We start from the raw sequence: 14,324 nt of genomic DNA, 5'->3' as shown, positions 1-14,324 counted from the left end.
TCGCATGTCCCTGAAAAGCGAAACCACTTTTATGAGAGCTTCAGTCTTTTCGGAAGACGAGCCTTCCGAGCCAACCTGTCAGCATGGCCAGGAACACGGCGAAGATACCGTAGAGGAAGGAATAGTCGTGGGCGACGCGGAAGATCGACTGTTCGAAGCCCGACTTTCGGATCTCGAGCTGGGCGGAGCTTTCCTTGATGAACAGGCCGCTCTTGAACAGGAACGCGCGCGCCCTGTGGGTGCCGACCGGAACATTGGGGGCAAGCCTGACAGTCGCGCGAAACAGGTTCTGCGACAGGAACCGCACGCCGCCGACATTCTCGCTGTAGAGGCCGGTCGCCGACTTGCGGTCGCGCAGCGCTGCGGTGAATTCCTGGATCGTCGCCGGACTGTCGCTGTCATCGGCCGGCTGCATGTAGATGTTGGCGGCGCCGAGCGACAATTGCTTGTAGCTGTTGGGATCGGTGACGTCCTGCAGCGGGCGCGTCGTCGCCACCGAATAGGACACCGGCACATTCTCGAACGTCTCCGACTCCAGATTGATCCAGACGCCGAGCACCCGGTCCTTGCGGCGCACGACGACGGGCCGGGCTGGGCCTTCCAGCACGACGATGACGTCGTAGCGCCCCTGGCGCGCGACGAGCGGGTTGGCATTTTCCAATGAGCCGAAGATGGTGAGGTCGGCACCGGAAAAGCCGGCGGTGATCGAGACATGGTCGGTGGACAGTCCGATCTGGATGTTTTCGGTCGGCGGCGTCTGCGCTCTTGCCGATGACAAGGCAGCAAACAGCGACAGCGAGGCAACGGCCAAGAACGTCCTCAACCCCGCCATCAGGTCAGATCCACGCCGGACAGGGAATAGAGGTTGGGCGGGGTTACGAACAGGTCGATGGCCAACCGGATGGCGACCGCCAGCACCAGCAGTGCCAGCAGTGCCCTGAGTTGCTCGCCGCGCAGCCTTTGGCCGGCTTTGGCGCCGTATTGCGCGCCGGCGACGCCGCCCGCCATCAACAGGAAGGCGAGCATGACATCGACCGTCTGGTTGGTGGTGGCGTGGACCAGCGTGGTGTAGGCCGAGGTGAAGATGATCTGGAACAGCGAGGTGCCGATGACGACGTTGGTCGGCACTTTCAAGAGATAGATCAGCGCCGGCACCATGATGAAGCCGCCGCCGACGCCCATGATCGACGACAGGAAGCCGATGCCGGCGCCGAGGCCGAGCACCGGGATGACGCTGACGAAAAGCTTCGAGGCCCTGAACCGCATTTTCAGCGGCAAGCGGTGGATCCAATTGTGCTGACCGGATTTCTTCAGCACCGGTGCCGCCCCGCTGCGGGTGGCGCGCAGCGCATTGACGCTCTCGATCAGCATCAGCCCGCCGACGGTGCCAAGCAGCAACACATAGAGCAGCGAGATGAACAGGTCGAGCTGACCGAGCCGGCGCAAGAAGCCAAAGACAAAGATGCCGCCTGTCGAGCCGACGATGCCGCCGGCCAAAAGCACCCCGCCGAGCTTGAAGTCGAGCGTGCCGCGCTTAACGTGCGACAACGCACCTGAGAAGGAGGAGGCGATGACCTGGTTGGCGCCGGTGGCCACCGCGATCGCCGGCGGTATGTTGTAGAAGATCAGCAGCGGCGTGATCAGGAAGCCGCCGCCCACTCCGAACATGCCCGACAGGAAACCTACCGCCGCGCCCATGGCCAGCAGCACGAAGATGTTGACGGAAATTTCCGCGATCGGGAGATAGATGCCCACCCGTCAGTCTCGATCAGTTTGCCTCTCGGCGAATGCAACCGTTGCGGGCATTTCGCGCCAAAAAGCCTATCTCGTTCTTGCGCCGGCCGGCTGGCGAAGTCAAACCTCGCTGCGCAGCCGAAACAAAAAACAACTCAATCAGTTAACAGGCAAATGTGTGGCAAGGGCATCGTGTAAACGACGCATCTGCCGTTATTTGCGCGCAAGCAGCGCCTTGACCAGTTTTTCGTCGACCACCCCCGTCGCCTTCATGTCATTGTCGGTCTGGAAAGCAATGATGGCGTTCTTGGTTTTCTCGCCCATCACACCGTCGGCATTGCCAGCTTCATAGCCGTTCTTGTTGAGGATGCGCTGGATGTTCTGAACCGCTTTTTTCATGTCAATACCGGCGGTCGTCTGCGGCGTGCCGTCCTGCCACGATTCGGGAATGTCGGCCGAATTGGCCGCGGGATCGAGCGGCTTAGCCTTCCACAGTTCGGCGGCGGCGCGTGCGCGTTCGAGCTGCTCGGGCCTGAGCGCATTGGCGATCTCGTCGCGCTTTGCGGCCGCGTCCTTGTCGCCGGTCTTGGCGACGAGGGCGAACCATTTGTAGGATTCCTCGAGATTCTGCTTCATGCCGACGCCCTTCGCCGCCAGGATGCCGAGATTGAACTGGCTGTCCTTGACGCCGAGATCGGCGGCGGCCTCGAACCAGTGCGCGGCCGAGTCATTGTCGGTCACGCCGTCCGCCGCCATGGCAAAGAGCACGGCGAGATTGTGCATGGCGCTGGCGTTGCCCTGTTCCGCGGCGAGCTGATACCAGGTCTTCGCCTTCTTGACGTCGCGCGCGACGCCGATGCCCTTCTCGTAGAAATTGCCGATGCGGTATTCCGCCGGTGCGAAGCCGAGCTCGGCGGCCTTCTCATACCATTTGGCGGCCGCTGCCATGTCTTGCTTGACGCCGCGCGATTCGGCGTAGCGCGAGCCGATCTCGAACAACGCCTTGGCGTCACCGCCGGCCGCTGCGTCACGCAAGGCAACCGGGCCGGCGTCGGCTGGGATGTCGATCTTGGCAGTGGCTGCCGCCGTTGAAGCATCCGCGGGCGTAACCGTGCCGGTCATGTCCGGGGTCGTATCCCGGGTCGTCGCAGCGGTGGCCGGCGCTGCGGCCAATGAGTCGTTGTCCAATTCTCCATCTGCCGAGGCCGTTGCGTCCGCCGCCGGATCGGGTGACGCCGTCGAAGCCATGGGCGCAGCAACAGGCTCGGCCTCAGGGTCAGTGCCCACCGGCATTTTGGCGTCCATCGGCGTTCCGACGTCCGACGGCGCGGCGACGACGGTCTGCGCCGCCATGTCGTCCTCGGCCATCGGTTCGGAGGGTTCTGCCTGTCTGACGGCGCGGGCTGGCTCGCTGTTCTGCGCTGCAGTTTGCACGTCCGCCTTCGGCTCGCGGGCGACACCGGCCGATGCGGTATCGGCCGGCTGCGCGGCTACAATCGGTGCCGCGTCGTTGCTGGCTATTTCCACGGGGTCGGAGAAAAAGGCCTTGCCCAGCTGCAGGCCGGCGAGCGCCAGCATGACTGCGGCGGCCGCCATCAGGATCGGCTTGCGCCGCGCCTTGAGCAGGTCGCCGATCCTGAGCGCCTTCACCGGGCCGCTCTTCGTCGATTGCCGCTTGAGAACCTCGGCCTCGGCGGCGGCCGCTTGCGCCGCGCGTCTGGCTGCGGCGATGAAGTCGGATTTCGATGCATCGGCATCGCCGGTCCTGACGGGCGGCCCGCGTTCGTCGCGCACGCGTTTCATGATGGCGTTGAGGTCGGGTGGGCCGGAGCCGGGCTCCAGCGGCCGGTTGGCAAGCTTCGGATCCAGCGGCTCGTCGAGATCGGCACTCGGTATCTCGACATCCGGCGCCGAGCCGGCAAGCGGCGGAACGTCCGCCTCCTTCTTGCCCTTGAAGGCGCGCGCCAATCCGCCGAGCATCGACCTCCGCCCGCCACCCTGCTCGCTTCTCTCTGGTGACGTGTCGGAACCAAGCGCCGCCATCGCCGCGGCCGCAGCGGCTTCGGCCGGCGTGCGCGGGCTTGGCTCATTGCGCATCATGGCGGCGGCACGGCTGTCGAGGTCGGCCATGTCTCCCGTCAGCGGCAATGGCTGGTCGATATCCATGGACGGCGCGTTCCGAACGGCCATCTTTGACGATCGCGCGCCGCGCCAGCTGTCCTGCGTGGCAGGTTGCGCATTCAGAAGTTCGCTCACCACATCGGCCGGCTCGCTGGTCTCCAGCGACCCCAGTCGGTCGACGATCTTGAGCAGCGTGTCGTGGATGGCCTCGAAGGTCCTCGAATTGCGCTCGTCGGAACGGCGCGTCAGCGCTTCCAACGTCTTCAGATCCTGGGCGAGGCCGGAAACGGCCGCCGTATTGGCGCTGGAGTCGGCCAGCGAACGGACGGCGCTCTCGGCTGCCTCGCGCGCCGCGCTGAGGATGGAGTCGCGGGTTCCAGCCAGTGACTTCTCGATCTCATTTAGACGCGGGCTGATGTCCTCGAACTCCGGCAGTGGCGCGCCAGGTTTCGAAAGATGCGCCGACAGACCCGCGACCTGCGCTTCCAGGCTGCGGATCAAGGCCGGGTCGATGCCGGCGACTTGTGCCGCGGACGAATCCAGCCGGCTTGAAATGTCTTCGAGCCTGCTTTCCAGGCCACGGATCGCCGCTTCGCCCGCGGGATCGGGAACGCGCGCTTCCATGCGCTTGGCCAGCGCGCTGAAACGGGCATCGATGGCGTCCATGATGCCGGCGCCGTCGACCTGCGGCATGCGCTGGTCCAGTCTGTCGGCGACTTCGTCCAGCCGGCGCTCGAGATCGCGAAACAGCATGTTGCCTTGTTCGATCGCATCGCCCTGGCGTCGCTCCAGCATGCCGGACAGCACGTCGAAACGCTGTTCCAGCCCCTGGAAAATATAGTCGGCATCCGGCATGGCAGGCGCCCGGTCGATCTTGTCGGCAATAAGCGCGATCTGCTTGTCGAGCCGCTCCATCGCCTGCTCGGGCAGATTGGCGCGGCCGGCAAGATCGTCGACCCGGCTCGACAGCATGTTGAGGCGATCGATGACCTCGCCGTTCGGGAGAACCTGCGTGACTTCCTCGATCTGTTGGGCAAGCGAGTCGATCCGCTTCTCGATGCGCTCGAAGGGTTCCGGGTCGAACGAATTGGCCTGCGCGACGACGGTCGAGGCGACGATAGCGCGGGAAATCTCATCCAGCCGCTCGTCGATCATGCCGAATGTGCCGCTGCCGCGATTGTCCTGCTGATTGGCGAAATGATCGACGGCGCTGGCAAGCGTGCGGACCTTGTCTTCGAGCGAACGCAGCGAAAGCGATTCCGGCAAATTGTTGACCGCATTGTTGATCTGTTCGAGCCGGTCGGTCAGCGTCGAAAGGCCGGGCGCGTCCGACCGTTTACGCTGATCGGCATCGACGCGGTCCTCGAAAGCGGTCCAGCGGCGGTCGAAATCGTCCCAGCGGCGGCCGACCGCCTGTACGCTCTCCTCGCGCGCCAGCGTATCGAGCGCTGCCTTGACCTGCTCAAGCTCGAGCCGAAGCATGTTGACGCTTCTGTCGTCGCTCTTTTCGGCCAGTGTCTGGATGGCACCGGAAAGCCGCTCGAACTCGACGCCGAGTTCGGCGCTGCCCTTGCTGCCGCCCGGGCCGCCCGGCTGAGCGCTTGCCTGGAAGGCCCGCTCTATGTCCTTGCGCAGCGCTTCGAATTCACGCTGCAGGCCAGCGGTCATTTGATGGCGCAGTTCCTCGCGCAGGCCGCGCAATTCGCCGGCGATCTTGCCAACTGCGGCGACGCCATCTTCCTGGCCGCGCACGCGGTCGATGTCGCGGGCGATCGCCTGGTAGTTCTGGTCGAAGGCAGCCGGCGCCGGGCTTTTCGGCGGCTGCGCGGCGCGCGCATCCTCATAGGGCCGGGCGCTGGCATAGCGCGGATCGGGACCCTCGCTGATGTCCTCGCGCGTCCGCTCCAGCCGCTGCTCCAGTGTTTCCAGGGAACGGTTGAGCTGCTCAAGCGTGGTGTGTGACCTGCGCTGCCTGCCGGCGTTGAGTGTATCGAGATAGGACCGCTTGCTGTTCATCGATGCGCCCGTTTCAGAATTACTGGGTCCGTCTGTTGCTGGCTTATCACCAGTTTCCCAAAGTCCTGCCGGAAACGAAGGCGGCCGCGGCTTTGCTGCGGTGGAAGACGAACTCCCCGGGTTTCACCCGCGCTCCGAAAAACCGTGAAAAATTCGCTACAGGATAAACACGGGTAACCGACATGCGCACATTTCGCCCAACGTGGTAAACAACGCGTTAACCAAACTTAAGAAGTTGCAACTTGTTGGCAGACCACCCAAAGGCCGTGGGGCATTGCTGGCGGATGCGGCAAAAAGCTCCTCCCGCACAACGCCCTTGCTTCGTGAGGCGGCTATCGGTATAGAATTGACGTAAACGTAAAACGTGCACAGACCGTGCCGTTTGCGATTTTGTTTGTTGAAACCACGACTGGGAGCACGCCCCTGCTTCCACTCAGGCGACGCAAGGTCCGGGACCGCGACGCCACCAGACGGGGAAAGCCAGTGACCATGAAACTTGTTTCGCCCGGCGAAGCCGCGGCCAATACCAATGATATGTCTGATAAAGCCGGCGAGGACCTTGTCCGCATCGGCGAGATGGCCAAGAAATACGGAGTAACGCTGCGCACGCTGCGTTTCTACGAGGACAAGGGCCTTCTCAATCCGCAGCGCGACGGCTCGACCCGCCTCTATACGCGCCGCGACAAGGCGAGGCTGAAGCTGATCCTGCTCGGCCGCAAGGTCGGATTCTCGCTGCGCGACGTCAAGCAGATGATGGATCTGTATGACCCGACCGGCTCCAACACCAAGCAATTGCGGCTAACGCTCGACAAGTCGGAGAAGCAGCTTGCCCGCCTGCAGAAGCAGCGGGCGCTGATCGAAGACGCGATCAACGAGTTGAGCAACTCGATGGCGGCGGTGCGCCAGATGCTGGTCGAGCGTTCGGCGCCGCAGGCCAGCGCCGCCGGATAGTTCGGCCTCTCCGGCTTCCGGGGAACGGCCTTCTGACGAATGAGAGCCGCGTAGCCTTGGCCGCGCGGCTCTTGCATTGTCTTCCGGCTGCGTCCGGATGCACTGGCTTCAAGGGCGTGGCGCCGGGAAAATTTGTCGCATCAAAAAAATTGACGTTTACGCAAACGTCAATTTTTGCTATCCCGATTTCAATATTGGTCCGCCCGCCGTGCGCGGCTTGATTTGGGGGCCAAGTCCGCATGGTGGAGGGAAAGCATGCCGATCTACAGGGCTCCGGTCCAGGACACGCTGTTCGTGCTGAACGAGGTGCTGGGCTACCAGCGCTATTCCAATCTTCCGGGCTTTTCCGATGCGACGACGGACGTGGTCGAGGCCATCCTCGCCGAAGGCGCCAAGCTCGCTGAAAATGTCATGCAGCCGCTGAACCGCGTCGGCGACATGGAAGGCTGCGTGCGCCATGACGATGGTTCGGTGACGACGCCGAAGGGTTTCAAGGAGGCCTTCGACCAGTATCGCGAGGGCGGCTGGATGGGGTTGGCCGCGCCCGTCGAATTTGGCGGCCAGGGCCTGCCTTACGCGGTGCATACCGCTGTTTCCGAATATATGGTTTCCGCCAACATGTCCCTGATGATGTATCCCGGCCTGACGCAGGGCGCGATCGCGGCAATCATTGCCCACGGCACCGACGAGCAGAAGGCGACCTGGCTGCCGAAGCTGGTCGAAGGCGCCTGGACCGGTACCATGAACCTGACCGAGCCGCATTGCGGCACCGATCTCGGCCTGCTGCGTACCAAGGCGGTTCCCAACGGCGACGGAACCTACAAGATCTCTGGCCAGAAGATATTCATCTCGGCCGGCGAGCACGACATGTCTGACAACATCGTCCATCTGGTGCTCGCCCGCATCGAGGGCGCGCCGGAGGGCGTGAAGGGCATTTCGCTGTTCATAGTGCCCAAACTCAAGCTCGATGCCGAGGGCAATCCGGGCGACAAGAATACCGTCTCCTGCGGCTCGATCGAGGAGAAGATGGGCATTCATGGCAATTCGACTTGCGTCATGAATTATGATGAGGCCGAGGGCACTTTGCTCGGCGAGGCGAATGGCGGCCTGAAGGCGATGTTCACGATGATGAACGAGGCTCGGCTCGGCGTCGGCCTGCAAGGGCTTTCGCTGTCGGAGGTCGCCTACCAGAACGCCGTGTCCTACGCCAAGGATCGCCTGCAGGGCCGTTCGCTGTCCGGGCCGAAGGCGCCGGACAAGAAGGCCGACCCGATCATCGTCCACCCCGACATCCGCCGCAGCCTGATGACTATGAAAGCCTTCAACGAGGCCGGTCGCGCGCTGGCGCTGTGGACGGCGATCAAGTCTGATATCGCCCACCGCTCGGACGACGGCAAGGACCGCCAGGTTGCCGACGACTACACCGGCCTGATGACGCCGGTCGTGAAGGGCGTGCTCACCGACAAGGGTTTCGACCACGCGGTGATGGCGCAGCAAGTGTTCGGCGGCCATGGCTATATCGAAGAGCACGGCATGAGCCAGTTCGTGCGCGATGCCCGCATCGCCATGATCTACGAGGGCGCCAACGGCATTCAGGCGCTCGACCTCGTCGGTCGCAAGCTGGCCTTGAATGGCGGCCGCGCCGTGCAGGCCTTCTTCAAGGAGGTCGGCGAGTTCTGCGAGGAGAACCGCGCTGATGAGAAGATGGCACCTTTCACCAAGGCGTTGAAAAAGGGCCTCAACGATCTGCAAGCGGCGACGATGTGGCTGATGCAGAACGGCATGGCCAGGCCCGACAATGCCGGTGCCGCCTCGAGCGACTACATGCATCTCTTCGGTCTGGTGGCGCTGGGCTACATGTGGGCGCAGATGGCCAAGGCAGCCGGAGCGAAATTGGCTAATGGCGCCATTGGGTCTTCGGCCTTCTATGACAGCAAGCTGGTGACGGCGCGCTTCTTCATGGAGCGGATCATCCCGGAGACCTCGGCGCATCTTGCCCGCATTTCCAGCGGTGCCGATACATTGATGGCACTGCCGGCGGAAGCGTTCTAAGTTCGACGGGGTCGGTACGGCCGGCCTTTTAACATGTCGATACGCGGAGGAAATCGTGGCGACAAATCCTGCCGAAGTGCTTGCTTTGCCCAAACCCGCCTGGGCTGCGGACGAGGTCGGCATGCTCTACGACATGGCGCACCGCTTCATGTCGGAAGAGATCGCGCCGCGCTATGACGAGTTCGAGAAGAACGAGATGGTCGACCGCGAGAGCTGGCTGAAGGCAGGTGCCGCCGGTCTGCTCTGCGCCTCCATGCCGGAGGAATATGGCGGTTCGGGCGGGACATTCGCGCATGAGAGCGCCATCATCGAGGCGATCGGCCATGTCGGCGTCGACGGTTTCGGCATCGGCCTGCACAATTCGATCGTTGCCCCTTACATCCTTCACTACGGCTCCGAGGAGCAGAAGAAGAAATGGCTGCCGAAACTGGCGACCGGCGAGCTGATCGGCGCCATAGCGATGACCGAGCCCGGCGCCGGCTCCGACCTGCAGGGAGTCAGGACGCGGGCCGAGAAGGATGGCAACCAATACAAGGTCAACGGCTCGAAGACCTTCATCACCAACGGCCAGCTCGCCAACTTCATCATCGTCGTCACCAAGACCGATCCGGAGAAGGGCGCCAAGGGCACTTCGCTGATCGTCGTCGAGACCGACGAGGTGGAAGGGTTCGAGCGCGGCCGCAACCTCGACAAGATCGGCTTGAAGGCCAACGACACGTCAGAACTGTTCTTCAACGATATGCGCGTACCGACCTCCAATCTGCTCGGCCACGAGGAAGGCCAGGGCTTCGTCCAGTTGATGCAGCAATTGCCGCAGGAGCGGCTGCAGATCGGCACCGGCGCCATCGCCATGGTCGAGCGGGCGCTGGCGCTGACCATCGACTACGTGAAGGAGCGCAAGGCCTTCGGTAAGGCGATCATCGATTTTCAGAACACCCAGTTCAAGCTGGCCGAACTGAAGACCGAGGCGACCATCGGCCGCGTCTTCTACAATGATTGCGTCACCCGCCATATCGAGGGCGGCCTCGACCCGGTAACGGCCTCGATGGCCAAATACTGGCTGTCCGACCTGCAGGGAAAAGTCGTTGACGAATGCCTTCAATTGCATGGCGGCTATGGCTACATGAACGAGTACCCGATCGCCCGCATGTTCCGCGACGCTCGCGTCCAGCGCATCTACGGCGGCACCAACGAGATCATGAAATTGCTGATCGGGCGCTCGCTCTGAGCGGCGTCAGGCAAATCCAAGGAGCAGAAAAATGGCCGAAGCATATGTCTACGACGCCGTGCGCACGCCGCGCGGCAGGGGCAAGAAGGATGGCTCGCTGCATGAAGTGCCGGCAGTAAGGCTCGGCGCCAAGGTGCTTGAGGCGATCCGCGACCGCAATGGGCTGGACACCGGCGCCGTCGACGACATCATCTTCGGCTCCGTCGACCCGGTCGGCGAGGCGGGATCCGTCATTCCGCGCGCGGCGGCGTTCGAAGCTGGCTATGCGACTTCGGCGCCCGGCATGCAGATCTCGCGCTTCTGCGCCTCGGGCCTGGACGCCATTAATTTCGGCGCAGCCAAGATCGCGCAAGGCGCTGATGAGATCGTCATCGCCGGCGGTGTCGAATCCATGTCGCGCGTTGGCATGGGCGCATCCGGTGGCGCCTGGTTCATGGACCCTTCTGTCGGTCTGCCAGGCTGGTTCGTGCCGCAAGGCATCTCGGCCGACCTGATCGCCACGAAATACGGTTTTTCGCGCGACGACGTCGACGCTTATGCCGTCGAGAGCCAGAAGCGCGCCGCCAAGGCCTGGGACGAGGGCCGTTTCAAGAATTCGGTGATCTCGATCAAGGATCAGAACGGCCTGACCATCCTCGATCATGACGAGCACATGCGCCCCTCGACCGACATGCAGTCGCTGGCGGCACTCAATCCATCCTTCGTCATGCCCGGCGAAATGGGCGGCTTCGACGCCGTCGCGGTGCAGAAGCATCCCGAGGTCGAAGAGGTCAACCACGTCCACCACGCCGGCAATTCTTCGGGTATCGTCGACGGCGCGGCCGCCGTCCTGCTCGGCTCGAAGAGGGCCGGAAAGACGCTTGGCCTGAAGCCCCGCGCACGTATCCGTGCATTCGCCAACATCGGCTCCGAGCCGGTGCTGATGCTGACCGGTCCGGTCGACGTCACCGAGAAGTTGTTGAAGCGCGCCAGGATGAAACTGTCGGACATCGACCTGTTCGAGCTCAACGAGGCTTTCGCCTCGGTGGTGCTGCGCTACATGCAGGCCTTCGACATCCCGCACGACAGGATCAACGTCAATGGCGGCGCCATCGCCATGGGCCATCCGCTCGGCGCCACAGGTGCGATGATCTTCGGAACGGTGCTGGACGAACTGGAGCGCCGCGATCTGAACACCGCGCTGGTGACGCTCTGCATCGGCGCCGGCATGGGCACCGCAACGATCATCGAACGCGTCTGACGGGAGAGAACGATGAGCTACACCAATTTCACCCTCGACGTCGACGCCGACGGCATCGCGCTCGTCACCTGGAATATGCCCGGCCGGTCGATGAACGTTTTTACCGAAGAGGCGATGCTGGAACTGAACGCCATCGTCGACAAGGTGGCGAGCGAAGCGGCGATAAAGGGCGCGGTCATCACCTCCGGCAAGGATACGTTCTCCGGTGGCGCCGACATCGCCATGCTGCAGAAGATGCTGTCGACCTTCGCAGCCGACAAAGCCAAGGACCTGGACAAGGCGACAAAGGCGCTGTTTGACAATGCCGGCTACATGACCGGCCTGTTCCGTAAGCTGGAAACCTCGGGCAAGCCATGGGTATCGGCGATCAACGGCACCTGCATGGGTGGCGCGTTCGAGCTTTCGCTCGCTTGTCATGGCCGTGTCGCTGCCGATTCCGACAAGGTCAGGATGGCGCTTCCCGAAGTGAAGATCGGCATCTTCCCGGGTGCCGGCGGTACCCAGCGCGTGCCGCGGCTGACCGATCAGCAGCAGGCGCTGCAGATGCTGACCTCCGGCCAGACGCTGTCGCCGCAGAAGGCCAAGTCGATGGGCCTGATCCACGAGATCGCCGAGCCGCAGAAGCTGGTCGAGACCGCCAAGGCCATGATCAAGAATGGTTTGAAGCCGGTGGCGCCATGGGACGAGAAGGGCTTCAAGTTGCCGGGCGGCCCGATCTATTCGGTGGCCGGCGCCAATCTGTGGCCACCGGCCATAGCTATTCTCCGTCGCGAGACCTATGGCAACTATCCTGCTGCCGCCGCCATTCTGAAATGCGTCTATGAGGGCCTGCTGGTGCCGTTCGACACCGCCTTGCGCATCGAGCAGCGCTATTTCACCGAGATCATGCAGACCAGGGAAGCGGCGGCGATGATCCGCTCGCTGTTCGTGTCGCTGCAGGAACTGAACAAGGGCGCGCGCCGTCCGGCCGGCGTGCCGGAGACCAAATTCAAGAAGATCGGCGTGCTCGGCGCCGGTTTCATGGGCGCCGGCATCGCCTATGTCACGGCCAAGGCCGGCATTCCGGTGGTGCTGCTTGATCGCGACATGGAAGCCGCCGCCAAGGGCAAGGCGCATTCGGACAACCTGATCTCGGATCAGGTCAGAAAAGGCCGCGCCAAGCCAGAGGACAAGGACAGGGTGCTGTCGCTGATCACGCCTACGGCGGACTATGCCGACCTCGCAGGCTGCGACCTGGTGGTCGAGGCGGTGTTCGAGGATTCGGCCGTCAAGAAGGCCGCCACCGAACAGGCGGAAGCCGTGCTGAAGCCGTCGGCGATCTTCGCCTCGAACACCTCCACCATCCCGATCACCGCGCTGGCCAAGAATTCGGCGCGGGCGAAGAATTTCATCGGCATCCATTTCTTCTCGCCGGTCGACAAGATGATGCTGGTTGAGATCATCCTCGGCAAGAAGACGGGCGACAAGGCGCTGGCCACCGCGATCGACTTCGTCCGCGCCATCAAGAAGACGCCGATCGTGGTCAACGACACGCGCGGCTTCTACGTCAACCGCTGCGTGCTGCGTTACATGTCGGAAGCCTACAAGATGCTGATCGAGGGCGTTCCGGCGCCGATGATCGAGAACGCGGCGAAGGCCGCCGGCATGCCGGTTGGTCCTTTGGCGCTCACCGACGAAACGGCGATCGACCTCGCGCAGAAGATCATGAAGCAGACCATCAGGGATCTCGGCGAAAAGGCGGTCGACCCGAAGCAGATGGCGCTGATCAACACGCTGGTCGACACGCATGGTCGCTTCGGCCGCAAGAACGGCAAGGGTTTTTACGACTACCCGCAAAAACCTGCCAAGAAGAAGCTGTGGCCGGGTCTGAAGGGTCTCTATCCGCAACTGGCGGCCGAAAAGGTCGACTATGAGGAACTGAAGCAGCGGCTCCTGGTCACCATCGCGCTGGAAGCCGCACGGGTGATGGAGGAAGGCATCGTCACCGATCCGCGCGAGGCGGATGTCGGCTCGATCCTCGCCTTCGGCTTTGCGCCCTTTACCGGCGGCGTGCTGTCTTACATCGACGGCATCGGTGCGAAGAAATTCATCAAGATTGCCAAAGCCCTGCAGAAGAAATACGGCGCCGAGTTCAAGGCGCCCAGGTTGCTGGTAGACATGGCGGAGAAGGGCGAGACCTTCTACCAGCGCTTCGATCCTTACGCGAAGGGCGAGGTGAAGAAGGCAGCCTGACGCAACCCGATCTATGTCTGGCGCGACCGATGGACAAATCAGGGATCGAAGATTAGAAAGGGGAAGGTATTTTTTCCTGTTTTGAAGGAGAGCAAAAAGTGCTCTCGCATGATCGAGTATGGGCCGCCATCGACGCTCTCGCCGAGCGCTATTCGCTCTCGGCCTCCGGGCTGGCGAGGCGCGCGGGGCTTGATTCGACCGCCTTCAACAAGTCGAAGCGGCTGTCTTCGGACGGGCGACCGCGCTGGCCATCGACCGAATCGCTGGCCAAGATCATCGAAGCGACAGGCGCCTCGCTCGACGAATTCACGGGGCTGGTCGAAGGCCGGGGCAAGCCCGTTCCTGAATATCTGCCCGCGCCGAGGTCTTCGGTGCCGCTGCTCGGCTTCGCCCAGGCCGGCGCCGGCGGCTTCTTCGACGACGCCGGCTTTCCGGCAGGGCAGGGCTGGGACCTGATCGAGCTTCCGGCGCGAGCGACCGAGACCTCCTACGCGCTGCAGGTCCAGGGCGATTCCATGCTGCCGCTCTACCGCAACGGCGACGTGCTGATCGTCGAGCCGGGCGCTACCACTCGCAAGGGCGACCGGGTCGTCGTCAAGACCAGTGCTGGCGAGGTGATGGCCAAGGTTCTGGACCGGCAAACGGCGAATTCGATCGTGCTGCTCTCTCTCAACCCCGACCATCCGGACCGCGACATCCCCATGCGCGATGTCGAATGGTTGGCGCGGATTGTCTGGGCAAGCCAGTAGG

At 63.1% G+C, this 14,324-nt stretch carries 9 protein-coding genes; 6 read left to right on the top strand and 3 right to left on the bottom strand.

All coding sequences use genetic code 11. From position 1 onward, the window contains the following. Window positions 1-40: 40 nt before the first annotated feature. The 3 genes from AC0NID_RS02205 to AC0NID_RS02195 all read right to left on the bottom strand — a co-directional run bounded on the left by AC0NID_RS02205 (window position 41) and on the right by AC0NID_RS02195 (window position 5,871). The gene (locus AC0NID_RS02205) at window positions 41-832 is read right to left on the bottom strand and encodes a TIGR02186 family protein (protein ID WP_473450409.1); all 792 of its coding nucleotides are present in this window, start codon (window positions 830-832) and stop codon (window positions 41-43) included. Then, window positions 832-1,755, bottom strand: coding sequence for a sulfite exporter TauE/SafE family protein (locus AC0NID_RS02200; protein ID WP_473450407.1), 924 nt, complete (start codon window positions 1,753-1,755; stop codon window positions 832-834). Before AC0NID_RS02200 ends, AC0NID_RS02205 begins: the two co-directional genes overlap by 1 nt. A 192-nt stretch (window positions 1,756-1,947) precedes the next feature. After that, window positions 1,948-5,871, bottom strand: a complete 3,924-nt coding sequence (locus tag AC0NID_RS02195; protein WP_473450405.1) for a peptidoglycan-binding protein — start codon at window positions 5,869-5,871, stop codon at window positions 1,948-1,950. Window positions 5,872-6,360: 489 nt separating this feature from the next. Between AC0NID_RS02195 and AC0NID_RS02190 the strand changes: the two genes are divergently transcribed. The 6 genes from AC0NID_RS02190 to AC0NID_RS02165 all read left to right on the top strand — a co-directional run bounded on the left by AC0NID_RS02190 (window position 6,361) and on the right by AC0NID_RS02165 (window position 14,323). Beyond that, window positions 6,361-6,822: a MerR family transcriptional regulator gene (locus tag AC0NID_RS02190; protein WP_473451469.1), complete on the top strand. Its 462-nt coding sequence runs from the start codon at window positions 6,361-6,363 to the stop codon at window positions 6,820-6,822. Window positions 6,823-7,077: 255 nt separating this feature from the next. After that, complete coding sequence (locus AC0NID_RS02185; RefSeq protein WP_473450403.1) at window positions 7,078-8,874, top strand: acyl-CoA dehydrogenase; 1,797 nt, start codon at window positions 7,078-7,080, stop codon at window positions 8,872-8,874. Between the two features lie 55 nt (window positions 8,875-8,929). Continuing rightward, the gene (locus AC0NID_RS02180; protein WP_473450401.1) at window positions 8,930-10,102 is read left to right on the top strand and encodes an acyl-CoA dehydrogenase family protein; all 1,173 of its coding nucleotides are present in this window, start codon (window positions 8,930-8,932) and stop codon (window positions 10,100-10,102) included. A 31-nt stretch (window positions 10,103-10,133) separates the two neighbouring features. Continuing rightward, window positions 10,134-11,342: an acetyl-CoA C-acetyltransferase gene (locus tag AC0NID_RS02175; protein WP_473450399.1), complete on the top strand. Its 1,209-nt coding sequence runs from the start codon at window positions 10,134-10,136 to the stop codon at window positions 11,340-11,342. A gap of 12 nt (window positions 11,343-11,354) precedes the next feature. Continuing rightward, window positions 11,355-13,574, top strand: a complete 2,220-nt coding sequence (locus AC0NID_RS02170) for a 3-hydroxyacyl-CoA dehydrogenase NAD-binding domain-containing protein (RefSeq protein ID WP_473450397.1) — start codon at window positions 11,355-11,357, stop codon at window positions 13,572-13,574. A gap of 98 nt (window positions 13,575-13,672) precedes the next feature. Continuing rightward, window positions 13,673-14,323, top strand: a complete 651-nt coding sequence (locus AC0NID_RS02165; RefSeq protein WP_473450395.1) for a S24 family peptidase — start codon at window positions 13,673-13,675, stop codon at window positions 14,321-14,323. Window position 14,324 lies beyond the last annotated feature (1 nt).

This window comes from Mesorhizobium sp. WSM4821 (genome assembly GCF_055901555.1).
The sequence above is the reverse complement of the archived record's forward strand: the minus strand, read 5'-3'. Positions and strand labels throughout refer to the sequence as shown.

Excerpts from the sequence above, each read along its gene's own strand:
- AC0NID_RS02185 (WP_473450403.1), top strand. The coding sequence starts at position 7,078 with ATGCCGATCTACAGGGCTCCGGTCCAGGACACGCTGTTCGTGCTGAAC.
- AC0NID_RS02170 (WP_473450397.1), top strand. The coding sequence starts at position 11,355 with ATGAGCTACACCAATTTCACCCTCGACGTCGACGCCGACGGCATCGCG.
- AC0NID_RS02175 (WP_473450399.1), top strand. The coding sequence starts at position 10,134 with ATGGCCGAAGCATATGTCTACGACGCCGTGCGCACGCCGCGCGGCAGG.
- AC0NID_RS02205 (WP_473450409.1), bottom strand. The coding sequence starts at position 832 with ATGGCGGGGTTGAGGACGTTCTTGGCCGTTGCCTCGCTGTCGCTGTTT.
- AC0NID_RS02195 (WP_473450405.1), bottom strand. The coding sequence starts at position 5,871 with ATGAACAGCAAGCGGTCCTATCTCGATACACTCAACGCCGGCAGGCAG.
- AC0NID_RS02190 (WP_473451469.1), top strand. The coding sequence starts at position 6,361 with ATGAAACTTGTTTCGCCCGGCGAAGCCGCGGCCAATACCAATGATATG.